At 68.3% G+C, this 22657-nt stretch carries 22 protein-coding genes and 2 tRNA genes; 13 read left to right on the top strand and 11 right to left on the bottom strand.

Going from position 1 to position 22657, the window contains the following annotated elements; translation table 11 throughout:
• The first annotated feature begins 6 nt into the window (after window positions 1-6).
• Both ACSQ3N_RS03775 and ACSQ3N_RS03770 read left to right on the top strand, forming a co-directional pair.
• Window positions 7-792 carry an SDR family oxidoreductase gene (locus tag ACSQ3N_RS03775; protein WP_436145617.1) on the top strand — a complete coding sequence of 262 codons (786 nt, stop codon included), beginning with the start codon at window positions 7-9 and terminating at the stop codon, window positions 790-792.
• Window positions 793-828: 36 nt separating this feature from the next.
• Window positions 829-1203: a dihydroneopterin aldolase gene (locus ACSQ3N_RS03770; RefSeq protein ID WP_056414111.1), complete on the top strand. Its 375-nt coding sequence runs from the start codon at window positions 829-831 to the stop codon at window positions 1201-1203.
• Window positions 1204-1305: 102 nt separating this feature from the next.
• On the opposite strand, the gene ACSQ3N_RS03765 is transcribed toward ACSQ3N_RS03770, so the two are convergent.
• The 6 genes from ACSQ3N_RS03765 to ACSQ3N_RS03740 form a co-directional block, all read right to left on the bottom strand.
• Window positions 1306-1680: a DUF1090 domain-containing protein gene (locus ACSQ3N_RS03765; RefSeq protein WP_436145616.1), complete on the bottom strand. Its 375-nt coding sequence runs from the start codon at window positions 1678-1680 to the stop codon at window positions 1306-1308.
• A gap of 63 nt (window positions 1681-1743) precedes the next feature.
• Window positions 1744-2361, bottom strand: coding sequence for an HNH endonuclease (locus ACSQ3N_RS03760; RefSeq protein WP_436145615.1), 618 nt, complete (start codon window positions 2359-2361; stop codon window positions 1744-1746).
• A gap of 227 nt (window positions 2362-2588) precedes the next feature.
• On the bottom strand, window positions 2589-2774 hold the full coding sequence (locus ACSQ3N_RS03755; protein WP_056164457.1) for a hypothetical protein: 186 nt from the start codon (window positions 2772-2774) through the stop codon (window positions 2589-2591).
• Window positions 2775-2846: 72 nt separating this feature from the next.
• Window positions 2847-2921: transfer RNA gene (locus ACSQ3N_RS03750), tRNA-Asn, on the bottom strand.
• A 48-nt stretch (window positions 2922-2969) separates the two neighbouring features.
• A tRNA-Trp gene (locus tag ACSQ3N_RS03745) sits at window positions 2970-3045 on the bottom strand.
• Window positions 3046-3488: 443 nt separating this feature from the next.
• Window positions 3489-3767, bottom strand: a complete 279-nt coding sequence (locus tag ACSQ3N_RS03740) for a hypothetical protein (protein WP_056164454.1) — start codon at window positions 3765-3767, stop codon at window positions 3489-3491.
• A 163-nt stretch (window positions 3768-3930) separates the two neighbouring features.
• On the opposite strand from ACSQ3N_RS03740, the gene ACSQ3N_RS03735 reads away from it, so the two are divergent.
• From ACSQ3N_RS03735 to ACSQ3N_RS03710, 6 genes are all read left to right on the top strand, one after another.
• The gene (locus ACSQ3N_RS03735; RefSeq protein WP_235507280.1) at window positions 3931-4338 is read left to right on the top strand and encodes a hypothetical protein; all 408 of its coding nucleotides are present in this window, start codon (window positions 3931-3933) and stop codon (window positions 4336-4338) included.
• Window positions 4339-4497: 159 nt separating this feature from the next.
• On the top strand, window positions 4498-5484 hold the full coding sequence (gene ttcA / locus ACSQ3N_RS03730) for a tRNA 2-thiocytidine(32) synthetase TtcA (protein WP_056164448.1): 987 nt from the start codon (window positions 4498-4500) through the stop codon (window positions 5482-5484).
• Window positions 5485-5546: 62 nt separating this feature from the next.
• Window positions 5547-6194, top strand: coding sequence for a DUF4136 domain-containing protein (locus ACSQ3N_RS03725; RefSeq protein WP_436145614.1), 648 nt, complete (start codon window positions 5547-5549; stop codon window positions 6192-6194).
• Window positions 6195-6259: 65 nt separating this feature from the next.
• A complete protein-coding gene (locus ACSQ3N_RS03720; RefSeq protein ID WP_056164442.1) occupies window positions 6260-6901 on the top strand; it encodes a histidine phosphatase family protein in 642 nt (213 codons plus the stop codon).
• Complete coding sequence (locus tag ACSQ3N_RS03715; protein WP_056164439.1) at window positions 6885-8093, top strand: DSD1 family PLP-dependent enzyme; 1209 nt, start codon at window positions 6885-6887, stop codon at window positions 8091-8093. The genes ACSQ3N_RS03720 and ACSQ3N_RS03715 overlap by 17 nt, the downstream gene beginning before the upstream one ends.
• Before the next feature lie 37 nt (window positions 8094-8130).
• The gene (locus ACSQ3N_RS03710) at window positions 8131-9960 is read left to right on the top strand and encodes a lysoplasmalogenase family protein (RefSeq protein WP_056164436.1); all 1830 of its coding nucleotides are present in this window, start codon (window positions 8131-8133) and stop codon (window positions 9958-9960) included.
• Here ACSQ3N_RS03710 and ACSQ3N_RS03705 read toward each other — a convergent pair.
• From ACSQ3N_RS03705 to ruvA, 4 genes are all read right to left on the bottom strand, one after another.
• Window positions 9902-10672, bottom strand: coding sequence for a hypothetical protein (locus ACSQ3N_RS03705; protein ID WP_056164432.1), 771 nt, complete (start codon window positions 10670-10672; stop codon window positions 9902-9904). The genes ACSQ3N_RS03710 and ACSQ3N_RS03705 overlap by 59 nt on opposite strands.
• 238 nt (window positions 10673-10910) lie before the next feature.
• Window positions 10911-11972 carry a Holliday junction branch migration DNA helicase RuvB gene (gene ruvB / locus ACSQ3N_RS03700; protein WP_056164429.1) on the bottom strand — a complete coding sequence of 354 codons (1062 nt, stop codon included), beginning with the start codon at window positions 11970-11972 and terminating at the stop codon, window positions 10911-10913.
• Window positions 11973-12148: 176 nt separating this feature from the next.
• Window positions 12149-13300: a trypsin-like serine peptidase gene (locus tag ACSQ3N_RS03695; protein WP_436145613.1), complete on the bottom strand. Its 1152-nt coding sequence runs from the start codon at window positions 13298-13300 to the stop codon at window positions 12149-12151.
• Between the two features lie 465 nt (window positions 13301-13765).
• On the bottom strand, window positions 13766-14341 hold the full coding sequence (gene ruvA / locus ACSQ3N_RS03690; protein WP_056164426.1) for a Holliday junction branch migration protein RuvA: 576 nt from the start codon (window positions 14339-14341) through the stop codon (window positions 13766-13768).
• 81 nt (window positions 14342-14422) lie between these two features.
• Between ruvA and ACSQ3N_RS03685 the strand changes: the two genes are divergently transcribed.
• The 3 genes from ACSQ3N_RS03685 to ACSQ3N_RS03675 all read left to right on the top strand — a co-directional run bounded on the left by ACSQ3N_RS03685 (window position 14423) and on the right by ACSQ3N_RS03675 (window position 16889).
• A complete protein-coding gene (locus ACSQ3N_RS03685; RefSeq protein ID WP_436145612.1) occupies window positions 14423-15379 on the top strand; it encodes a PhoH family protein in 957 nt (318 codons plus the stop codon).
• Window positions 15380-15446: 67 nt separating this feature from the next.
• The gene (gene ybeY / locus ACSQ3N_RS03680; RefSeq protein WP_056164422.1) at window positions 15447-15905 is read left to right on the top strand and encodes an rRNA maturation RNase YbeY; all 459 of its coding nucleotides are present in this window, start codon (window positions 15447-15449) and stop codon (window positions 15903-15905) included.
• Window positions 15906-16145: 240 nt separating this feature from the next.
• Complete coding sequence (locus tag ACSQ3N_RS03675; protein WP_056414152.1) at window positions 16146-16889, top strand: sulfite exporter TauE/SafE family protein; 744 nt, start codon at window positions 16146-16148, stop codon at window positions 16887-16889.
• 89 nt (window positions 16890-16978) lie between these two features.
• Here ACSQ3N_RS03675 and ACSQ3N_RS03670 read toward each other — a convergent pair whose 3' ends face one another.
• Complete coding sequence (locus tag ACSQ3N_RS03670; protein ID WP_436145611.1) at window positions 16979-17506, bottom strand: transcriptional regulator; 528 nt, start codon at window positions 17504-17506, stop codon at window positions 16979-16981.
• 119 nt (window positions 17507-17625) lie between these two features.
• Between ACSQ3N_RS03670 and ACSQ3N_RS03665 the strand changes: the two genes are divergently transcribed.
• Both ACSQ3N_RS03665 and ACSQ3N_RS03660 read left to right on the top strand, forming a co-directional pair.
• On the top strand, window positions 17626-19623 hold the full coding sequence (locus tag ACSQ3N_RS03665; protein ID WP_056164418.1) for a DNA methyltransferase: 1998 nt from the start codon (window positions 17626-17628) through the stop codon (window positions 19621-19623).
• The gene (locus tag ACSQ3N_RS03660; protein WP_056164414.1) at window positions 19620-22619 is read left to right on the top strand and encodes a DEAD/DEAH box helicase family protein; all 3000 of its coding nucleotides are present in this window, start codon (window positions 19620-19622) and stop codon (window positions 22617-22619) included. Before ACSQ3N_RS03665 ends, ACSQ3N_RS03660 begins: the two co-directional genes overlap by 4 nt.
• Window positions 22620-22657 lie beyond the last annotated feature (38 nt).

Genomic DNA, 22657 nt, shown 5'->3' with positions numbered 1-22657 from the left:
GCCACCATGCCCCACCCCACCCGTTTCCGCACCGTGCTTGTGACCGGCGCCGCCAAGCGCCTGGGGCGCGCCATCGCGCTGGCGCTGGCCGAGGGTGGCTGGCAGGTGGCGGTGCACTACCGCACGTCCGAGCAGGATGCTATCGAAACAGTAGCTGTTTGCGCAAGCCTGGCGGGCGGTAGCGCCCATTTTGATGCCGATTTCGACGACGAGGCCGCCGTGCGCGGCCTGCTGCCGCGCGTGGTGGCGCACTTTGGCAGCGTGGACGCGGTGGTCAACAGCGCCTCGCTGTTCGAGCACGACAACGCCCAGACCTTCGGCTTTGCCGCGCTGGAAAAGCACCTGCGCAGCAACACCGCCGCGCCCGTGCTGCTGGCCCAGGCGCTGCACGCGCACCTGGCCGACCGCGCTGCTGCCGGCGAGGCCGATGCCCAGGGCGCCGTGGTCAACCTGCTGGACCAGAAGCTCTGGAACCAGAACCCCGACTTCGTGAGCTACACCTTGTCCAAGGCGGCCCTGGAAGCCGCCGGCACCATGCTGGCCCTGGCCCTGGCGCCGCGCGTGCGCGTGGTGGGTGTGGCGCCGGGCCTCACGCTCACCAGCCACATGCTGGAAGAGCAAAAATTCCAGCAGCTGCACGCGCTGAGCCCGCTGGGCCGCTCGTCCACGGCCGAGGACGTGGCGAGCACCGTGAAGTTTGCGCTGGAGAACCGCTCCATCACCGGCACCACGCTGCTGGTGGACGGCGGCCAGCATTTGATGAAGTTCGAGCGCGATTTTTCAATGATGTGAGCGGGCGCCGGCCCACGCAGAAAGAAGCTATCTCCCATGGACCACACCGCCGTCGGCACCCAGATCCTCACCCTGACCGGCCTGCGCTTTGACGCCAACCTGGGCATCCTCTCGCACGAGAAGACCGACCCCCAGCCCATCCAGGTCGACGCTGAGCTGAGCCTGGGCGTGCAGCCGCTCACCCCGCGCGACGACGACATCCTGCATGTGCTGGACTACCGCAAGGTGCGCCAGATCATCATCGACGAGTGCCGCGCCGAACACGTGAACCTGCTCGAGAGCCTGATCGGCAAACTGGCCAACCGGCTGATGCAACTGCCCGGCGTGCTGGGCGTGCGCGTGAAGATCGCCAAGCTGGAGATCTTCGACGATTGCGAAGTGGCGATCCGCATCGAGACCGGGCAGTGGTGACCGCCCCGAGCACCCGGCCGCAGTAGCCGGCACGAAGCAAAGCCGCGCGCCCCCAAAAGGAAAGGGCCGCAGTCATCGACCACGGCCCTCCAGGGGTTTGCGCTACAGCGGCTTTTGCGCCTCGGCCAGCGCGCTGCGGGCTTCGTCCAGCTTGGCCTGGCGCGCGGCGATCTTTTTGGCATCGCCCTTCTTCTGCGCATCGGCCAGGCTTTTCTCGCGCTCGGCCACCTTCTTCGTGGCCTTGCGGATCTCCGCGTCGCGCTCCTTGGCCAGCCAGGCGTCGGTGCAGTGCGCCTTGTTGGACCGGCGCGCCTGCCGCAGCCCCGCGACCTCGCGGGTGCGGCCCTGCGCGGTGGCCTCGGCCAGTTGCGCTTCGATGCGCGCCTGCTTGGCGGCGCAGGCAGGCGATGCATCCGCCGCCAGCGCAGGCGCGGCATGCAGGGCCAGGAGACAGACACCCACAACAAGGTTCTTCACGGCAACGCTCCGATCGGTGGTACAGCGCTCCATCGTAGCGGCCTTGCCGGGGCCCGCGACTTCTCAATGAAGCCGGGAGCCCTTGGGCAGCCGTTTGGCCAGCCACTCGTGCACGTCGGCCCGCACGTTGCGGCCGTTCAGCAAGAACGACTCGTACCGGCTGGGCACGTACGGCAGGAACAACAGGCGCATGCCCGCCTCTTCGGGCAGGCGGGCGGCCTTGTAGCCGTTGCACGCGGCGCAGGCGGCCACCAGGTTGGTCCACGACGTGGCGCCGCCGCGCGACTGCGGCACGATGTGCTCGCACTGCAGCACGTCCTCGCTGAACACACCGCCGCAGTAGGCGCAGGTGTGGCGGTCGCGGCGCAGCAGCCGGCGCTTGGTGAGGCCGGGCACCACGTCAAAGAGGTTGATCCGGGCCACACCGCGCAGCGCGATGATGGGCGCGACCTCCAGCACCGACTGCCGGCCCGTCGCCGCGTTGTGCCCGCCACGCAATGTGGCCAGGGGCGCCAGACCCGCGTCCCACGCCACAGCGCCGCTGGCGTAGTGCACGGCGGCTTGCTCCAGCGGCATCCAGGACTGGGGCGTGCCGTGCAGGTCCAGCTGCAGCACGCGGGGCGCGGGGGTGCGGGGCTTTCGGGACGAGGGTTCGGTGGGGGTGATGGTGGTGCGGGGCATGGGGCTCTCCTTTCTGGGGATGAAGGGCGCAGCCGCCCAGCCCAGCGCACGCCCCGGTTAATACATGGTCATCGACGACTGCGACAACGAAGACAAAGCGACAAACAAAAGCACAAACAAAAGCGTCAGGGGCCGCCCACCGTCAATCGGTGGGGGCCGGTGTGGATGCATGCCCAAGGCATGCAGGGACCGCGAATGCGAAAGCGGACGCTCGCAGGGGCGTGCCGCTACCACTCGCCGACCTCGCGCACGCGCTGGTCGAGGTCGAGCTGGTCAAGGCGGCGCGCTGCGGCTGCGCGGCCTGGGGCCGTGCGTTGCAAGCGCGCGCGCACGGATGCCAGACGGGCCAGCCAGCCTGCAAGGCCGACACGGCGCCGCTGGGCGCCCAAGGGGAAGGAATGCTGGATGGCCATGGGGATCTCCTGGAGGTGAATGGATGGATGAAACGCGGTAGGTGGGTTAAAAAAAGGGAAAGCGGGATGGGGTGCCACAGACAGGAGTCGAACCTGCAATCCCCGGCTGGAACAACCAGGCGCCCCATCCGACAGGGCTGCTGCGGCATGCCCGGCATGGCTTGCTCAATGCGGGCCATGCCGGGAAGAAAAGGTTGGCACGCGCGGAAGGAGTCGAACCCTCAACCGCTGGTTTTGGAGACCAGTGCTCTGCCAGTTGAGCTACACGCGCATGGAGCCTGAATGGGCGTTTCTCGCCCAATGCATATCCATTTCGGCTGTGCCTTCACGCGACCGCAGCCCGCCGGGGGCTGCGCATGCACGTCGCTGCACTGGGCGATCAACCCCAGCACATCCCGCCGGGCCGCGCATGCGGCCGGGTCCGGCGGTGTGAGCAAAGGCACACCCGAAATGGAGAAGGGGTGCAATGCGGTGAGCGCGCAAACCCTTCTGCTTTCGATGCAGGTCGGCCATCACTCCCTCGGAGCGCGGCGCCTGCGGCAAACTTTTAATGAACGGAATCCCCGGCAGGTCGATGCCTGCGGGGGCAGCGCTGGCGCTGCAAACAAAAAATAAGGGTGGAGAAAAACGACCGGCAAAAAGAAAAAGGCCCGGAACCACTTGGTTGCCGGGCCTCTTGTCGATCAAGAGATCGGGAGGGAGAACGCTCTGGGACTACTGCCCTGCGTTGCAACCTCCGCCCGGTGATGGAGCGGTATCCTCAAAACCATTGCCCAGCCACTGCTGCTGGCTGGTGCGGGAGCTGCCGTCCATGCAGCTGTCCATCTGGCTGTCCATGTGGCTATGGCCCTGCAAATACGCCGCGGCGCCTTGGTGCGAAGGCAGTCGTTTGGACATCAAGCCGATGGACGACACCTGCGCATTGAACGTCCCACGCACGGCCACGGCGCCCTGGCGGGTGCGGCGGTGGATGGCGTTGTGGCGGGCGTTCATGGCGGTCTCTCGGCGGTGGTCGGCGTGTTCGTATGGAAAGGGGACGAGGACATGGAGTCCTGATGACCGTGGACTGTAAATAGTCTTTACACTCCGGTCAACGCCCCGTACCCGCTTTTTTTGCGTCTGTTGTTTTTTCTTTGTGACCCCGCCGCCCACCACCGTGACCCGCCGCACCAATGTGCTGGCCCTGCACCGCCTTTTTCTCGAACAACAGATCGCCGCCGGCAAGCCCGCCAAGGGGCTGGACCAGGCGTTTGCCGCCTCGCTGGAGATATCGCCCAGCATGTGGAGCCAGATCAAGAGCGCCCGCCCCATCGGCGACACGCTGGCGCGGCAGATCGAGCGGCATGCGCGCGTGGACATCGGCTGGCTGGATGCCCAGCACGCCACCGAGCACCCCGACCCGGCCGAGGAACGCTTTGTGGCGCTGGCGCGCGACGCCTGGCGCAGCGCCAATGCCAAGGGCAAGCGCGAGCTGCGCCTGTGGCTGACCGCGCGTGCCAGCGCTGCTGAGCCGCAGAGCAGCAGCAGCCCCTGTGACGACAGGCGGCCCAAGGCGCGAAAATAGCCCCCTGGGCGCAGAACGCCCCCCTGGAGAGCCCGCCCTACCCCACGGCACGGCGGTTTCACCGACAATTGAGGGCTTGTTGACGCCTTTTGGCACCGCCCGTGCGCACCACCCTTGCGCCCCGCGGCACCGCTTTACCCGACCCCAGAGCCCCATCCCATGAGCGCAGTGATGAACGACACCCCCCAGGCCGGCTGGACCGCCGAGCCCCCCGAAGCGGCAGCGACGGGCGCCGATGCCCTGGCCGCAGCGGGCCCGGCGCGCCTGAAGATCGAGCGCGAGACCCACAAGCTCGAAAAGCGCCTGTGCCGCGAGGTGGGCAAGGCCATCGTCGACTTCAACATGATCGAAGAAGGCGACAAGGTCATGGTGTGCATGTCCGGCGGCAAGGACAGCTACACCCTGCTGGACATCCTGCTCAAGCTCAAGGCCCGCGCGCCCATCCATTTCGACCTGGTGGCGGTCAACCTGGACCAGAAGCAGCCCGGCTTTCCCGAGCACGTGCTGCCCGAGTACTTGAAGACCACCGGCGTGCCCTTCCACATCGAGAACGAGGACACCTACAGCATCGTCAAGAAGCTGGTGCCCGAAGGCAAGACCACCTGCAGCCTGTGCAGCCGCCTGCGCCGGGGCATCCTGTACCGCGTGGCCGACGAGCTGGGCTGCACCAAGATCGCGCTAGGCCACCACCGCGACGACATCCTGCAGACGCTGCTGCTCAACATGTTCTTCGGCGGCAAGATGAAGAGCATGCCGCCCAAACTGGTCAGCGACGACGGCAGGCACGTGGTGATCCGCCCGCTGGCCTACGTGGCCGAGAAGGACACCGCGCGCTGGTCCGCGCACCGCGACTTCCCCATCATCCCGTGCAACCTGTGCGGCAGCCAGGAGAACCTGCAGCGCAAGCAGGTGGGCGAGATGCTGCGCGAATGGGACAAGAAATTCCCCGGCCGCGTGGAGAACATGTTCAACGCGCTGCAGAACGTGGTGCCTTCGCACCTGCTCGACGGCGGTTTGTTCGACTTCAAGAACGCCCGGGCCACGGGCGTGGCCAGCGAAGACGGCGACAAGGCTTTCGACAAGGAAGAGTTCTCGGCGCCATCGCTGCCGGGCATGGGCGGCGTGCAAGTGGTAACACTGTCGTGAACCTCCGGGGCCGGGCGCACTCTCACCGGGATCCTGTTACCCCGCCCAAGGAGACTCTCACCATGATGCGCCGCTCCCTCTCCGTCGCCCTGCTGTGCGCCACAGCAGCGGCCGTCCTTGCCGGTTGCAGCACCGGCCCGCGCCTGGTCGAAGGCCAGGTGCAGAGCTTTTCGACCCTGCAGGCCATTCCCACGCCCGCCACCTACCGCATCGAGCGCCTGCCGTCGCAGCAGATGCCCTCGTTCGACCCGATCATGGCCCTGGCCGAGCAGTCGCTGGGCCGCGCCGGCCTGCGCCGCTACGACGCCGCGCCCAAGCTGCTGGCCCAGGTCGGCGTGCAGGCCGACCTGGTGCCGCGCGCGGACCCGTTCCGCCCCTATGGGCCCTACGGATACGGCCCCTCGCCCTGGGGCTGGGGCTTTGGCGGCTGGCACGGGCGGGGCGTTGGCCTGTACGGCGGCTGGGGCTTCTACGAGCCCACGCCGCTGCACCGCCGCGCCGTGAGCATCGTGCTGCGCGACGCCGCCACGCAGGCCGTGGTGTACGAGACCTCCGCCGTGCACGAGGACGTGTGGGTGAGCGACCCTGCCGTGTACGGCGTGCTGTTCGACGCCGCGCTCAGCGGCTTTCCGCAGCCGCCCCAAGGCCCGCGGCTGGTGCGCCAGTCCCTGGCGCCCATGCCCGCCGCCGTGCCCGGCACCGTGCGCTGACCGCGCCGCACCGCACGCACCGGCGCTGCCCCTTTCAACCCCACACGCCCCACACCACCGCCCGCATGCACGCCACCCGCATCGTTGCCGTCCGCCACGGAGAAACCGCCTGGAACGTGGACACCCGCATCCAGGGCCACCTGGACATCCCCCTCAACGACACCGGCCTGTGGCAGGCCGAGCAGCTGGGCCAGGCGCTGGCCGGCGAGAGCTTTGCCGCCATCTACACCAGCGACCTGCAGCGCGCCCACGCCACGGCGCAGGCGGTGCAGCGCACCACCGGCGCGCCGCTGACCACCGTGCCGGGCCTGCGCGAGCGCAGCTTCGGCCACTTCCAGGGCCGCACCTTCGCCGAGATCGAGGCCGAGCTGCCTGACGACGCGCGCCGCTGGCGCAAGCGCGACCCGCACTACACACCCGAGGGCGGCGAGTCGCTGGTGACCTTGCGCGAGCGCATCGAGCGCACGGTGATGGCGCTGGCCGCACCGCACGCGGGCGAGCAGATCCTGCTGGTGGCGCACGGCGGCGTGCTCGACGTGCTGTACCGCCTGGCCACGCGCCAGGAGACCCAGGCGCCGCGCACCTGGCAGCTGTCGAACGCCGCCATCAACCGCCTGCTGTGGACCCCGGACGGCCTCACCCTGGTGGGCTGGGCCGACACGCAACACCTGGACGACAACGCGGTGCGCGATGAAACCCATTCCTGAGGCACTGAAGGCGTCCATCGGCCAACGGGTGGACCTGATCGATACGCCCTCGCTGGTGGTCGACCTGGACGCCATGGACCGCAACATCCAGCGCATGGCCGACTTCGCGCGCAAGCACCAGGTGCGCTGGCGCCCGCACGCCAAGATGCACAAGAGCGCCGAGCTGGCCCTGCTGATGCAGCGGGCCGGCGCGCAGGGCGTGTGCGTGCAGAAGGTGGCCGAGGCCGAGGCCCTGGCCGCTGGCGGCGTGAACGACATCTACATCAGCAACCAGGTGGTGGCCATGCCCAAGCTGCAGCGCGTGGCGCGCCTGGCCGCCCTGCTGGCGGCGCGCGGCGGCCGGCTGGCGATTGCGGTGGACCACCTTGAAGGCATCGAGCGGCTGGCCGAGACCATCGCCCAGATCGGCATGCCCCTGCCGCGCGAAGGCCACTGGGCGGCCGGCGACAGCACGCTGATCGATGTGTTCGTGGAGATCGACGTGGGCCAGGGCCGCTGCGGCGTGCCGCCCGGCGAGGCCGCCGTGCCCCTGGCGCTGGCCGTGGCACGCAGCCGGGGGCTGCGCTTTGCGGGCCTGCAGGCCTACCACGGCCGTGCCCAGCACCTGCCGGGCGCCACCGACCGGCGCGAAGCCATGGCTGCCGTGGTGCGCGCCGCCAGCCACACCCGCGACCTGATCGAAGCCGCCGGCGTGCCCGTGCCGCTCATCACCGGATCGGGCACCGGCACGCTGGTGCACGAGGCGGCCAGCGGCGTGTACGGCGAGCTGCAGGCGGGCTCCTTCCTCTTCATGGACGCCGACTACGCCCGCAACGAGCGCGAGCCGGCGCAGCCCGCCTTCGAGCACGCGCTGTTCATCAAGACCCAGGTGGTGTCGGTGCGCGAGAACGTGCACGCCGTGTGCGACGCGGGCCACAAGAGCCACGCCATCGACTCCGGCCTGCCCACCGTGGCCCTGCTGCCGCCCGACCGCGGCCTGCGCTACGCCAACGGCGGCGACGAGCACGGCATCCTGCACCCCGACAGCCCCAAGTCCCGCCTGCCGGCCCTCGGCCGCATGCTGTGGCTCATTCCCGGCCACTGCGACCCCACGGTCAACCTGCACGACTTCATGATCGGCGTGCGCGGTGGCCTCGCGATGGGCGTGGTGGAGCGGATCATCCGGGTAGATGCCAGGGGCGCGCTGACCTGATCGGGGCAAGAATCGGCGAACTCTTTGTCTCGCCGCCATGAGCCCCAGCCAGATCATCGTCCTTGCCACCCCTGTCTTCTTCGTCCTGATCGCCATCGAGCTGGCCGTCGGCTACAAGCGCCAGCGCAACACCTACCGCCTGGCCGACGCGGTCAGCAGCATCAGCCTGGGCATGCTGAGCCAGACGAGCGCGGTGTTCACGCGGCTGCTGCGCATCGGCATCTACACCGCGTTGTTCGAGCACGTGGCCCTGTGGCGCAGCGATGCGTTCTGGACCAGCCTGCCGGGCTGGCTGCTGGCGCTGGTGTTCTACGATTTTTGCTACTACTGGCTGCACCGCATGGGGCACGAGTCGGCGGTGCTGTGGGCGGCGCATGCGGTGCACCACCAGAGCCAGGACTACAACCTGTCCACCGCGCTGCGCCAGACCAGCTCGGGCGCGCTGCTGGGCTGGGTGTTCTATGTGCCCATGGCGCTGGCGGGCGTGCCGCCGCTGGTGTTTGCGGTGGTGGCCCTGGTCGATCTGCTCTACCAGTTCTGGGTGCACACCGAGCAGGTGGGCAAGCTCGGTTGGTTCGACCGCTGGTTCTGCAGCCCCAGCAACCACCGCGCGCACCACGCCGTGAACGACGCCTACCTGGACAAGAACTACGGCGGCATCCTTATCGTGTGGGACCGGATGTTCGGCACCTTCAAGGAAGAAGACGACCAGGACCGCTGCGTGTACGGCACGCGCGGCCTGCTCAACAGTTGGGACCCGCTGTGGGCCAACGCCCAGGTGTACGCGGGCCTGGCGCACGACAGCTGGCATGCGCGCAGCTGGGCCGACAAGCTTCGGGTGTGGATCAAGCCCCCGGGCTGGCGGCCGGCCGATCTGGCGGCGCGCTTTCCCAAGCCCGCGTTCAGCATGGCGCAGATGACTCCGTATCACCCGCCGATGTCGCGCGCGGTGCAGTGGTTTGCGCTGGTGCAGTTCACGCTGATGCTCGCGGGCGTGGCGGCCTTTTTGTGGCGGGCCGACAGCGCGCCCCTGGCCGAGAACGCGGTCTGGTTTGCCACGCTGCTGGTGGCGCAGTGGGCGCTGGGCGCGGTGATGCAGGGGCGCATCGGCATGCTGATGGCGCTGGTGCTGCAAAGCGGCGCGCTGGCCACGGCCACCAGTGCGCTGGGGTTCGTGCAGTGGCACTGGGTGTTCAAGCCGCTCACCATGGCGATTGCTATTCTTTTGGTAGCTGCTAGCTCTTATCAGTTGCGCGGCATGGTCCGATTTGACTCCAAAACCTGGGTGCTGCTGGGCGCCGCGCTGGTGGGGTCGCTGGCGGGGGATGTGTTTTTGATGGTCGAGGGCTTCTTCATCCCGGGGCTGGTGAGTTTCTTGATCGCCCACCTGTTCTATGTGGCACTGTTCAAGACCGGCCAGCGGTGGTTTCCACACCGCGGAGCGCTGGCGGCCACGTTGGGTGTGGGCGTAGCGATGTACGCCTTCTTGTGGACGGGCGGCCTGCCGGCCGCGCTGCGGGGGCCGGTGGCAGCGTACGTACTGGTGATCGCGCTGATGGCCGCGCAGGCCATCGGGCGGGCCAGCGTGCTGCGCGACAGGGCGGCGGTGCTGGTGGCGGTGGGTGCGGCGTTCTTCATGCTCAGCGACTCGCTGCTGGCCACGCACCGCTTCGTGTCGCCCCTGCCGTGGTCGCAGGTGTGGGTGCTGGGCACCTACTACGCGGCGCAGGCGTGCATCGTGGCGGGGGTGCTGAAGGCGGCAACGGCGCCTGATGGCCTGCCGGTCGCTGCGCCTGTTGCTGCCGTGGCTAATGTGACCACGTGCGGGCCAGCGCTGCGGACGGAACATACACCGCACCCGCAATGAACAGCACGCCCGCCAGGGTGAAAAATCCCCCGCTGAGCAGCCACAGTAGCGTGTCGGCGTTGTACCAGCCGGGCCGCGCCTTCAGCAGGGCGACCATGAGTGGTTCCTGCACCGCGATCAAGCCCCGCCCTGCGGTGTAGTGGTACAGGGCGCCGCCCAGCGCCCAGAACCCGGTCAGCACCAGCGCCGCGCCATAAAACGCGTACCCGGTGCGCCATCGCTTGGTGGCACCGGCCGTGCACCACACGCCCAGGCAACCGGCCAACACGGCACCGGCCAACGACAAGACTTGAAAACGGTCGCTGGCCACCGGCAGCACCCAGTGCCAGGCCCAGGGCAAGGGCGTGAGCAGCCATTCCGATTGCGGGCCCAGCCCCGGCCAGCGCTGCGGGGGCAGGTCCATGGAGAAGCGCGGTCGGTCCACCATGGACAACACGAATGTCACGGGTATCAGCACGGCGAACAGGATGTAAGCGCTGCCTCGCCACGTCAGCAGGCGGCTCGACCATCCCCCAGCCGCACTGCCCGGCCTGCGGCTGTCGACGACGTGCGATGCCAGGCCGACCGCCAGCGCAGCCTCGGCGATCGCGCCGCACACCGCCACGCGGCCGCGCAGATCGGCAAAACCTTCCAGCACGAAGACCGAGAGCTGGCCGTAGACGAGCGCGCCCAGCGCGTGCAGGGCCAAGGTGCCCGCCAGCAAGGCCCACATGCAGGACCTCAAAAAGCGTTGCTCGGGAACGATGTCCGCCCCGCTGGCACTGACCCAGCCCCGCGCGGCGCGCGCCCGGGCTTCGGCCCGAAGCTGGCGGCGGCGGTCATTCTTTTTGTCTGGCTTGCGCGGTGGTGCCATGGCTCTGTGGTGCGGCCTGGACGGCTGCGGCAAGGATGGGCGAAAGCGAGAGGGTGAGCGAGGGAGACGGGGGACGGAGGACAACAACCGGAGCCGCTCAGGCGCCGAACAGCCCGGGCGCCCCCGCGCTGGGCGGCGCCACGCCCAGGTGCCGAAACGCTGCCAGCGTGGCGATGCGCCCGCGCGGCGTGCGCTGCAAGAAGCCCTGCTGGATGAGGTAGGGCTCGATCACGTCCTCGATGGTGCCGGCCTCTTCGCCGATGCTGGCGGCGATGTTGTCCAGCCCCACGGGGCCACCGTCGAAGCGGTGGATCACGGCCTCGAGCAGCTTGCGGTCCATCACGTCGAAGCCCTGCGGGTCCACGTCGAGCATGGCCAGCGCGCGGTCGGCGATCTCCTTGGTGATGCGGCCGTCGCCCTTGACCTCGGCGTAGTCGCGCACGCGGCGCAGCAGCCGGTTGGCGATGCGCGGCGTGCCGCGCGAGCGGCGGGCGATCTCGAAACCCCCGTCTTCGTCCATGGGCGCGCCCAGCAGCCCGGCGCTGCGCTTGACGATGCGCGCCAGCTCTTCGGACGTGTAGAACTCCAGCCGCGCCACGATGCCGAAGCGGTCGCGCAGCGGGTTGGTCAGCATGCCCGCGCGCGTGGTGGCGCCCACCAGGGTGAAGGGCTGCAGGTCGAGCTTGATGCTGCGCGCCGCCGGCCCTTCGCCGATCATGATGTCGATCTGGTAGTCCTCGAGCGCGGGGTAGAGGATTTCCTCGACCACGGGCGACAGGCGGTGGATCTCGTCGATGAAGAGAACGTCGTTCTTCTCGAGGTTGGTGAGCAGCGCGGCCAGGTCCTTGGGCTTTTCCAGCACGGGCCCGCTGGTCTGGCGCAGGTTCACGCCCAGCTCGGCCGCGATGATGTGGCTCAGCGTGGTCTTGCCCAGCCCCGGGGGGCCGAACAGCAGCACGTGGTCCAGCGCCTCGCCGCGCTTCTTGGCCGCGCCGATGAAGATCTCCAGCTGCTCACGCGCCTTGGCCTGGCCCACGTACTCCTGCAGGAGCTTGGGGCGCAGAGCGCGTTCGATGGCTTCTTCCTGCGGGGAGGCAGGGGCTGCGGAGACGACGCGTTTGGCGGGAGCGGGGGCGAAGTCGTCGGTCTGGATGGTCATGCGGGCTCAATGTCGTGGAAAGATGCGAGCAAACCCTGTGCACGGCAAAACACTGCACCGTGCTTTTTGCGCCCCCTGCAAGACGCAAGATCACAGCGCGTACGGCCAATGACTTGGCCGCACCCGCCGGGCGTCGCGTGCATAGACTAGGGTAACACCGGGTGCGCTCGCCTTTCTCAGGGGTTCAACCACTGTTTGATGGCGTTGCGGTAGGCGACATCCAAGCGGCCGTAGTGGTCCAGCCCCGCAGGTGCCTGGCAGCTGGAGGCCCCACCGTACAGCTGTCCGACCACGTAGCGCTTGTCGCCCAGCGTGTGGAACAACGCAGAGCCGCTGCTTCCGCCTTCGGTCACGCCTTGCTGCCACCCCACGGTCATGAAAGATCCGCCAGCGGCGTTGCTTGAGAAGCACAGCTCATCCGTGCAGTTGCTGTAGCGCAGAAGGATGCCCGAACTGAATTTCTGCAGGTCTCCCTTGGGATGGTGGACGCCAGCCAGGGTATGGCCTGTGTCCAGCGTACCGAAGTAAGAGCCGGCATAGACGACCCCTGCCGGCGGCGCGTCGTTCAGGCGCAGGAATGCCGTATCGGTGGTCGCCGCCGAGTGCAGCAGGGTGGCGCCACCCGCACGGCGCTGGGTGCTGGGGCCGACGCTCCCCGAATTGCACGCCGATGACCGGTAGAACCAGTCCGTCATCAAGGACGAGGCCTCCGCCTGGCTGGAGATGCAATGGTTGGCACTGAGCAAGTACGGTGTGCGGCTCGAGCGCGCATCGTTGAGCAGGGTGCCGGTGCACAGGTACGTCTTCGCGTCGCGCACGAACAGCATGCGCACGACCGAACGGCTCTGGCTTGCGAACTCAGGTTTGCACATCACATCCACTTCGCAAGTGCCGGATTCGCCTACCTTGGCGAGGCCCAGGGACTGCGCCTCGTCGGGCGACACCACGTAGTGCGACAGGCGAGGGATGGCCAGCTTGACGCTGGCGGTGGCAGCCGCGGCCGGGATCTCGATTTCGACGGTGGTTTCCGCGCCGCCGAAGTCCGGGCTCCAGTACGTGTGAGCGGCCTCGTCGGGGGTGCCTGCCTGCAGGTTGCGTTCGATGCTGGCCATGATCTGCTCGCCGGTGGCCTGCATGGCAGCAGCACCACCTGCCTGCGCGTAAAAGCGCAGCACGGCACCTTCGGGCAAGCCCCGGACGAGCAGGCCCAGCCGAACGCCCTTGGCGCCTTCCGATGTGACACTGAACGCCGCTGCGCGCGTCCCGCGTGCCGTGTCCGTCCAGCGCAGCTTCGCCGACAGGTCGGAAGCCTTCGCCAGGGCAAGCACATCGCGCGCAACGCCGATTTGCGGCTCGGACGCGCCCAGTGCTGCCGATGCCTTTGGCAACGCGCCACTGGCTATCGGCCCCAGGACCACAGTGGCAACGTCTCGTCCCGCAGGCACGGCGCGTGTCACAACAGCCGCAGCGCTTTTGGTCGCAATCTCTCCCGTATCGAAGGGCTCGACCCGGTCAGTGACCGGCGTCGTGGGCGCTGGCGCCGGAGTGGGCGCTGGCGTGGGCGCCGGGGTAGGAGCAGGCGAAGGCGAGGGTGTAGGCGCTGGCGCAGGTGTCGGTGTCGGTTCCGGCGCAGGTACCGGTGCCGGCGTCGGGGTGGCCGCAGCGTCGCCGCCGCCCCCTCCTCCGCAACCCGCCATCACCACCGCGGCAGCAGTTGCCGCCAGCAATTTCGCCAAACGCGCGCTCTTGTTCGTATCCATCGACATACCTCGCCCTTGAAAAATGTTTTGTGGTTATTTCGCCAGCGCCTTCAACGCCAGCTTGATCCCGTCGCTCACGCCCACGTCCGCAGGCAGCGCCCTGAGCGCCGCCGCAGCTTCCTTGTCGTTATAGCCCAAGGCCAGCAAGGCCTGAAGGATATCTGTCTGCGCGTCGCTGGTCGCCCCGCCCGGTGTTGCGCCGATGTCAGCGCCCAGCTTGCCCTTGAGCTCCAGCAGCAGGCGCTCCGCCGTCTTCTTGCCGATGCCCGGCACCTTGACCAGCCGCCCGGCCTCCTGCAGTGAGATGGCCTGGGCCAGATCCGACACACCCATGCCCGACAGGATAGACAGCGCCGTGCGCGGCCCCACGCCCGATATCTTGATGAGCTCGCGAAAAGCCTGGCGCTCGGGCGCGGTGGCAAAGCCGTACAGCAGCTGCGCATCCTCGCGCACGATGAACTGCGTGAGCAGGCTCACGCGCTCGCCCACGGCGGGCAGGTTGTAGAAGGTGCTCATGGGCACATTCACTTCGTAGCCGACGCCGTGGCAGTCCAGCAGCACTTCCGGGGGGTTCTTCTCCAGCAGGGTGCCGGTCAATTTGCCTATCATTGGTGTCCTTTGATGCCGCTGGCCACACAGCCAGCGCCGTCGTTCTTGCCGCTTTTCCGTTGTTTGACTGGAATTATCCGCGTGATCCTGCGACACACATTCACTCCCCACAACAACATGCGGCTCACGCACTTGTGTGGTCCGGCCGACGCCCATCTGCGCACCATCGAGGAAGCCCTCGGGGTGAGCATTGCGCACCGCCACGAGCAGTTCAAGGTCGACGGCCCCAAGGCCAAGGCCACGCAGGCCATGGAGCTGCTGCAGGCGCTGTACGAGATGGCCGACCGGCCCGTCACAGAGGACTACCTGCAGCTCATGCTGGCGGGCGACACCGCCCTGGTGGAGGCGCCCGAGGGCGCCATCGTGCTCAACACCCGCCGCGCCGACCTGCGCGGCCGCACGCCCACGCAGAGCCTGTACCTGGAGAACATCGCCAGCCACGACATCACCTTCGGCATCGGCCCCGCCGGCACGGGCAAGACGTACCTGGCCGTGGCGAGCGCGGTGGACGCGCTGGAGCGCAGCGCGGTGCAGCGCATCGTGCTGACCCGCCCCGCGGTGGAGGCCGGCGAGCGCCTGGGTTTTCTGCCCGGCGACCTGGCGCAGAAGGTGGACCCGTACCTGCGCCCTCTGTACGACGCGCTGTACGAGCTGATGGGCTATGACAAGGTGATGAAGGCGTTCGAGCGCAATGCGCTGGAGATCGCGCCCCTCGCTTTCATGCGCGGGCGCACGCTGAACAATGCCTTCGTGATCCTGGACGAGGCGCAGAACACCACGCCCGAGCAGATGAAAATGTTCCTCACCCGCATCGGCTTCGGCGCCAAGGCCGTGGTCACCGGCGACGTGAGCCAGATCGACCTGCCCAAGGGATCGATGAGCGGCCTGATCGACGCCGAGCGCGTGCTCAAGCGCGTCAAGGGCATCTCGGTCACGCGCTTCACCACCGCCGACGTGGTGCGCCACCCGCTGGTCGCGCGCATCGTCGACGCGTACGACGCCCCACGGCGGACGCCCGCGGCCCGCGCCCGGGACTGATGCTCACTTTTTGATAGCTGCCAGCGCTTTCTGATCAAGCGGTAGCGGCCAAAAATAACAATAAAACATGCCCCTGAACCAACTGTCCCTCTCGCTCCAGTTCGGCCGCTTCGACGAACTGGCCGCCCACCGCGCGGTGCTGCCGCGCCACAAGGTCGCGCGCTGGATCCGCCACGCCCTGGCCACCGATGCCGAGATCACGGTGCGCATCGTGGGCAGCGAAGAAGGCCAGCAGCTCAACCGCGAGTACCGCAAGAAGGACTACGCCACCAACGTGCTCACCTTCGACTACACCCAGGAGCCGGTCGTGACCGCCGACCTGGTCCTGTGCGCCCCCGTGATCGAGCGCGAGGCGAAGGAGCAGAACAAGACCCTGGAAGAGCACTACGCCCACATGCTGGTGCACGGCACGCTGCACGCCCAGGGCTGGGACCACGAAACCAGCGAGGCCGACGCCGACGAGATGGAGTCGTACGAGACGGACATCCTCGCCGAACTGGGGTTCGAAGACCCGTACGCCAAGTAGCCTGGGACTGCGGGCCCTCCAGCGCCACCAGCGCTCCCGCAGCCACCGCACGGCCTGCCCACCGGCTGCGTTCAACAGGGTCCTTCAGTTGGACTGCGGGGCGGCTGGGCAGCGCCTGCAAATCTCTCCAACCTTTTCCCCACCCAATCTGCGCGCGTGGCGGGTGTTTTCGCACCTAAGATCGACTCAATCATCCAATGACAACACCCAGGGCCCGGCAACGCGCCCCATGGGGGAGACATGCTCGAGACCGCCCTGCTGCTCACCGCCGCGTTCATCGCCGGCGCCCTCAATGCCGTTGCCGGAGGCGGCAGCTTTCTGACCCTGCCTGCGCTGGTGTTCACCGGCGTGCCGCCCGTGGTGGCCAATGCCACGGGCACGGTGGCGCTGCTGCCGGGGTACATCGCGGGTGCCTGGGGCTTTCGCGAAGACACCGCCCCGCCGCCGGGGCTGTCGATGCGGCTGCTGGTGGCGCTGGCGCTCATCGGCGGCGCGGCCGGGGCGGCGCTGCTGCTGGTCACGCCCGATGCAACCTTCAGGCGCGTGGTGCCCTGGCTGCTGCTGGCCGCCACCGCGCTCTTCGCGTTCGGGCCGTGGCTGCGCAGGCGGCTCGCGGGCGGCCACCCGTCCACGGCCAAGGCCACGCTGGGCGTGCTGGCGGTGGCCGCCTACGGTGGGTACTTCAATGGCGGGCTGGGCATCTTGCTGCTGGCGCTGTTCGGCCTCTTGGGGCAAACCCACCTGAACGCCATGAACGGGCTCAAGAACTGGGTCTCGGCCCTGCTCACCGCCATTGCCGTGGCGATCTACGCCGCGGGCGGGGTGGTGCTGTGGCCCCAGGCGCTGATGATGATGGTGGCGGCCACGGCAGGCGGCTACGGCGGCGCGCGGGTGGCGCGGCGCCTGCCCGCGCCCGTGCTGCGCTGGGGCATCGTGGCCACGGGGCTGGTGATGGCGGGGCTGTTCTTCTGGCGACAGCCGTGAGCCGCGATGCATCGCGATCACCGCGGCCACCCCCGGGGTGCCCGCACAGGGATGCGGCCTATGGCGGCGGCGGTGGCGGGGCCGGCTGACTACTTCGCCCGGCCCTGGGGCGGCTTCTTGCGCGTGCTGCCGGTCGCAGCGGCGGCCGAGGGCGCAGCAGGCCCGGCAGGGGCAACGCGCGCCACGCGAACCACGGGTGCCACAGGTACCGGCGGCACCACCGGCGGCGCCGGGTACACCTTGGCAAAGGTCAGGATGATTTCGCGCACCAGCTTGCGCTGGGGTGCAGGCAGCTGCAAGAAGGCGTCGAAGGTCTCGCGCTCCAGATAGCCCACGCCGACCTGCCAGCGGTTGCGGTGCTCCTGCACCGCGTGCCGCACGCTGGAGCCGAACCGCAGCACTTCCGGCTCGATCTTGAGCAACTCCGCCAGTACCACCAGCTTGTCCTGCGCCGGGATCGCCTCGCCCTTGAGCCAGCGCGACACCGCCTGGAAGGTCACGGAGCGCCCCCAGTACTTGCCATTGAACAGGCTCAGCAACACCCCTGGCCGCGGCTCCAGGCCCGCAGCCACCATGGCGTCACGCAATCGTTCGGCGAACTCCAACTTGTTGTCCATCCTCCAACCGTAAAGCGGCGGTTGAATTGGCCATCAACTTCTTGTTGCACAATGGATTCAATCATTTGTTGATTGAATCACCCAACAGGCTTGCAGGCATCTGCGGCCGCGTACGCCGTATGCCCAAATCGCTGCTTGAACAACTCCCCGAGATCGTGGCCCAGGGCCGCAAGGAAGCCGAAAGAATTCTGGAGGGCCTGGAAGGCCGCTACCGCGTGAGCCTCCAGACCCGCGAAGTGGTGCTGCCCGCCCGGGCCAGCGCCACCACCGACTGGGTTCAACACCAGGCCCGCCAGGAGCAGCGGGACGGCAGCGACGGCGCGTGGGCCAACCGGTTGGTCTATGGCGACAACCTGTTGGCCATGGCCGCGCTGCTGGCGGGCGATGCCCATACGCCCAGCTTGCGCGGCAAGGTGGACCTGATCTATATCGATCCACCGTTTGACAGCAAGGCCGACTACCGCACCAAGGTGACGCTGCCGGGCCTGGAGCTGGAACAGCGCCCGACTGTCATCGAGCAGTTCGCATATTCCGACACCTGGAGCGATGGTACGGCCTCCTACCTGGCCATGATCACCCCGCGCCTCATCCTGATGCGGGAGTTACTGGCGGACACAGGCTCCATCTACGTGCACCTGGACTGGCATGTGGGCCACTACGTCAAGCTGGTGATGGACGAGGTCTTCGGCAAGCAGCACTTCGTCAACGAGATCTGCTGGTGGTACAAGCGCTGGTCGGCCGCGGCCAGCACGTTCCAGCGGATGCACGACACGATCTACTTCTACCGCAAGTCCGAGAACTACAGGTTCAACCAGCTGTTCCAGCCCCTGGCCGCGTCCACCGCCGCCATCCACGGCAACACCCGGCGTGTGAATGTGCCGGACGACAGCGGCAAGCTCGTCACCGTGCGCACCGAAGAGCCCAGCCGGGGCGTGCAGATGCACGACGTGTGGGAGGTGCCCTTCGTCGTGGCGCACTCGCAGGAGCAGGTGGGCTACGCCACGCAAAAACCCATCGAGCTGGTGGCGCGCATCCTCGAAGCCTCGTCCAACCCCGGCGACCTGGTGGCCGACTTCTTTGGCGGCAGCGGCAGCTTTGCGGCCGCCGCCGAGGGGCGGCGCGTGGCCAAGGACGGCAACAAGAGCGTCTACTCCAACGCCGCAGCGCGCCGCTGGATCACCACGGACCTGGGCAAGCCCGCGTGCATGATCATGCGCAAGCGCCTGATCGACCTGGAGGCGCGGCCGTTTCTCTACCAGGCCATCGGCGACTACCAGGTCGAAGCCGCCAAGGCCACGCTGGGCCGCGACTTCCGCATGGGCGACCTGTCGCACATCGTGCTGTCGCTGTACGGCGCCCTGCCCCTGCCGGCCGATGTGAACCCGCAGCGCAACCTGGGGCAGATCGCGGGCTTCGACTTCGGCGGCAAGCGCGGCAGCAAGACGCTGGTGCTGGCCGATTCGCCCAACAAGCTCACCGGCATGGCCACGCTCAAGAAGGCGGTGGCCCAGCGCGACAACCTGCTGGGCGGCTGGGACCGCGTGGTGGTGCTGGGCTGGAATTTCGAGCCCAGCATCGGCGAGACCATCACCGCGCTCAACGACCCGCGCCTGGAGGTGCTGGTGATCCCGCCTGACCTGATGGACCGGCTCAAGAAAAAGGGCGGCATCGACAAGCTGCGCGGGCAGGTGCGCTTCTCCAGCCTGCAGTACCTCACCATCCACCCGGTGCACCGGCAGGCGTCGGCAGGCACGGCGCACCCGGGCGGGGTGGCCGAGGAAACGCTGACCGTGCGGCTCAAGAATTACGTGCTGCTCTCGCCAGAGGCCATCAACCTCGATGACGACAACCGCACCAAGCTGCAACAGGTCGCCAATGCCGAGCCCCTGGCCCTGATCGAGTACTGGGCGGTGGACCCGGACTACGACGGCAAGGTGTTCCGCTCGGTGTGGCAGGACTACCGGGGCAACACCGCGAGCGACGCCGATGCGCTGCGCGTGGTCAGCACCGCCGTCGTGTCCACCCCCGCCAGGCCCGGCCCGCGCAAGGTGTGTGTGCGGGTGGTGGATGTCTTCGGCTTCGAGGCCGAGGTGGTGGCCACGGTGGAGGCCGCATGAGCGCCCACGCCAACGTCCCGCACACCACCGACCCGCTCGCCCTGGCCGCCGGCCTGACCGCCAAGACCCAGCAACTGTGCCAGGGGCTCGAATCCGGCACGGCGGACATCCTGGACCTGGTCACCCCCACCACGGCCGAGCTGCTGCACTGGTGGTTTGGCGACGACATGCTGCTGGCACGGGGCGCGACGGCCGCGGGCGGCGGCGGGCTCAACTTTCATGCGGGGCAAAAGCAGGCCATCCTGAACGCCATCGTCGCGCACGAAGTGCTGGGGAATCACCGCGACCACGGGCCGCTGCTGCAGCTGTACGAGGCCTGCGCGCCCGCGGCGCTGCAGGGCGGCACGCTCCGGGGCGAGCTGGCGCGCCCGCGCCACGCCCACCCCAAGTACTGCTTCAAGATGGCCACCGGCACCGGCAAGACCTGGGTGATGCAGGCGCTGATGGTGTGGCAGCTGCTGAACAAGACCGCGGCGCTGGCCAGCGGCGCGGACGATGCGCGTTTCACCCGCCAGTTCATGGTGGTGGCGCCCGGACTCATCGTCTACGAGCGGCTGCTGGACGCGTTCTGCGGCAAACCAGTGGAGGGCAGCGCGGCGCGGGACTTCAGCCGGTCCGACATCGCGCTGTACGCCGACCTCTTCGTGCCCGAGGCACACCGCGACGCCGTGCTGGCCTTCGTGCGCGGCAATGTGTGCACCAAGGCAGAGATCGGCCTCAAGACCACCGGCAACGGCCTGATCGCCATCACCAACTGGCACCTGCTGGCCGAAGGAGAAGCGCCGCAAGACATCATGGACGAGCCAACCGCCGCCGCTACCGCAACACCGCTGCCCGCCCATGAAGTGGTGGCTGCGGTGCTGCCGCTCACCCCCGGCCGCGCCACCGGCAACAGCCTGGACGTGCTGGACCGCCGCTACGCCCGCCGCAACGTGCTCGAATTCCTGGCGGGCCTGCCGGAGCTGATGGTCTTCAACGACGAAGCGCACCACATCCACGAGCTGCAGCGCGAGGGCGAGACCACCGAGGTCGAATGGCAAAAAAGCCTGACCCGCATCGCTGCCAGCAAGGGGCGGCGCTTCGTGCAGGTGGACTTCTCGGCCACGCCGTACAACGACGTGGGCAGCGGCAGAACCCGACGCAAGCTGTACTTCCCGCACATCGTGGTGGACTTCGACCTGCACAGCGCCATGCGCGCCGGCCTGGTGAAGTCGCTGGTGCTCGACCGCCGCAAGGAGATAGGCGCGCTGCCGCTGGAGTTCAAGGCCGAGCGCGACGAGACCGGCCGCCCGACCCTGAGCGAGGGCCAGCGGGTGATGCTGCGGGCGGGCCTGCACAAGCTGCGCAAGCTCGAAGCCGACTTTACCCGCATCGACCCGCACCGCCACCCCAAGATGCTGGTGGTGTGCGAAGACACCGGCGTGTCGCCCCTGGTGGCGGACTTTTTGCGCCAGCACGAGGGCCTCGCCGACGAGGATGTGATGACCATCGACTCCGGCAGAAAGGCCGAGCTGGGCGAGAAGGACTGGGCGCCCGTGCGCGAGCGCCTGTTCAGTGTGGACAGCCACGCCACGCCGCGCGTCATCGTCAGCGTGCTGATGCTGCGCGAGGGGTTTGATGTGAACAACATCTGCGTCATCGTGCCGCTGCGCTCCAGCCAGGCGCAGATCCTGCTCGAGCAGACCATTGGCCGAGGCCTGCGGCTGATGTGGCGGGACGCCGAATACACCGACCTCAAGCGCGAGAACCGCGAGCGCATCAACGCAGGCCAGGAGCCCGGCAGCCTGATCGACGTGCTCTCCATCGTGGAGCACCCGGCCTTCCAGTCGTTCTACGACGACTTGCTGCACGAAGGCCTGGCCGGCACCACCGGCGACGGCACCGATGAGATCTCCAGCACCGGCGACGTGGTGGCGGCAGAACTGCGGGACGGCTTCGAAGCGTTCGACTTCGGCATCCCCTTCATCCTGCAGGAGGCCGACGAGGTGCGCGAGCACCGCAGCCCCGACCTGGCCACGCTGCTGGCCTTCACTGCCATGACGGCCGATCAGCTGACCGCCCTGCTGGGCCGGGGCGACACCTTCATCTCGCAAGACCTGCAAAGCGCCACCCTGTTCGGCGACTACCGCGTGGACGGCGCGGTGATGAACGTGGGCGGCTACAACGAGTACCTGTCGCGCCTGACCCGGCGCATCAGCCAGGCGCTGAGCGAACCCCTGCCCAGGGGCCAGAAGATTGCCACGCACCTGGCCAAGCCGTATTGGCAGGTGCACACGGCCGAACTGACCGGCTGGCTGGACGACTACATCTGGACCACCTTGTTCGGCGGCGCCTTCAACCCGCTGGCGGGCGAAAACTGGCGCGTGCTGCTGCTGCAGCCGGTGGTGGACCACATCACCAAGGTGTTTGCCGTGGCCTTGCTGGAGTCCGAGCAGCGGCACGCCGCGGGCCACACCGAGGTGCATCTACGCAGGCTGAGCGAAGCGCCGCGCCTGATGGTGCGCGAGAGCCAGTCCGTGGCCGTGAGCAAGTGCATCTACACCCGGCTGGGCTGGCCCGCCAGGAACGGCGGGCTGGAGCGCACGTTCATCCACTGGGCCCAGGCGGATTCGCAGGTGCTGGCGTTTTGCCGCATCAGCGAAAACCGGCACCCCTTTGCCCGGCTGCGCTATGTGAAGGACGACGGCTTGCCCGCCTTCTACTCGCCCGACTTTCTGGTGCGCACCGCGGACGCGGTGTACCTGGCCGAGACCAAGGCGCAGCAGCAAACCACCCACCCCAACGTGCTGCGCAAACGCACGGCGGCGCTGGCCTGGTGCGAGCGCATCAACGCGCTGACGCCCGCGCAGCGCGGCAGCCCGCCCTGGCACTACGTGCTGCTGGCAGAAGACGCCATGGCCGAGTGGCAGGCCAAGGGCGCGCGCCTGGTGGACCTGCTGGACTTTGCGCGCCTGCGCCCGCAGGCCCACGCCGCACTGCAAGCCAGCCTGCTGTGAAGGCCAAGGCCTGCGGCCCGCCTGCCACGGCGGTGGCA

The organism is Acidovorax sp. LjRoot194 (assembly GCF_964253015.1).
Classification (GTDB): domain Bacteria; phylum Pseudomonadota; class Gammaproteobacteria; order Burkholderiales; family Burkholderiaceae_C; genus Acidovorax.
Note: the sequence above shows the minus strand (reverse complement) of the source record. Positions and strands in the feature narration are given on the sequence as shown.

Coding starts and splice junctions, on each gene's coding strand:
- ACSQ3N_RS03775 (WP_436145617.1), top strand. CDS start 7: ATGCCCCACCCCACCCGTTTCCGCACCGTGCTTGTGACCGGCGCCGCC.
- ACSQ3N_RS03770 (WP_056414111.1), top strand. CDS start 829: ATGGACCACACCGCCGTCGGCACCCAGATCCTCACCCTGACCGGCCTG.
- ACSQ3N_RS03760 (WP_436145615.1), bottom strand. CDS start 2,361: ATGCCCCGCACCACCATCACCCCCACCGAACCCTCGTCCCGAAAGCCC.
- ACSQ3N_RS03755 (WP_056164457.1), bottom strand. CDS start 2,774: ATGGCCATCCAGCATTCCTTCCCCTTGGGCGCCCAGCGGCGCCGTGTC.
- ACSQ3N_RS03740 (WP_056164454.1), bottom strand. CDS start 3,767: ATGAACGCCCGCCACAACGCCATCCACCGCCGCACCCGCCAGGGCGCC.
- ttcA (WP_056164448.1), top strand. CDS start 4,498: ATGAGCGCAGTGATGAACGACACCCCCCAGGCCGGCTGGACCGCCGAG.
- ACSQ3N_RS03725 (WP_436145614.1), top strand. CDS start 5,547: ATGATGCGCCGCTCCCTCTCCGTCGCCCTGCTGTGCGCCACAGCAGCG.
- ACSQ3N_RS03720 (WP_056164442.1), top strand. CDS start 6,260: ATGCACGCCACCCGCATCGTTGCCGTCCGCCACGGAGAAACCGCCTGG.
- ACSQ3N_RS03715 (WP_056164439.1), top strand. CDS start 6,885: ATGAAACCCATTCCTGAGGCACTGAAGGCGTCCATCGGCCAACGGGTG.
- ACSQ3N_RS03710 (WP_056164436.1), top strand. CDS start 8,131: ATGAGCCCCAGCCAGATCATCGTCCTTGCCACCCCTGTCTTCTTCGTC.
- ACSQ3N_RS03705 (WP_056164432.1), bottom strand. CDS start 10,672: ATGTGGGCCTTGCTGGCGGGCACCTTGGCCCTGCACGCGCTGGGCGCG.
- ruvB (WP_056164429.1), bottom strand. CDS start 11,972: ATGACCATCCAGACCGACGACTTCGCCCCCGCTCCCGCCAAACGCGTC.
- ruvA (WP_056164426.1), bottom strand. CDS start 14,341: ATGATAGGCAAATTGACCGGCACCCTGCTGGAGAAGAACCCCCCGGAA.
- ybeY (WP_056164422.1), top strand. CDS start 15,447: ATGCCCCTGAACCAACTGTCCCTCTCGCTCCAGTTCGGCCGCTTCGAC.
- ACSQ3N_RS03675 (WP_056414152.1), top strand. CDS start 16,146: ATGCTCGAGACCGCCCTGCTGCTCACCGCCGCGTTCATCGCCGGCGCC.
- ACSQ3N_RS03670 (WP_436145611.1), bottom strand. CDS start 17,506: ATGGACAACAAGTTGGAGTTCGCCGAACGATTGCGTGACGCCATGGTG.
- ACSQ3N_RS03665 (WP_056164418.1), top strand. CDS start 17,626: ATGCCCAAATCGCTGCTTGAACAACTCCCCGAGATCGTGGCCCAGGGC.
- ACSQ3N_RS03660 (WP_056164414.1), top strand. CDS start 19,620: ATGAGCGCCCACGCCAACGTCCCGCACACCACCGACCCGCTCGCCCTG.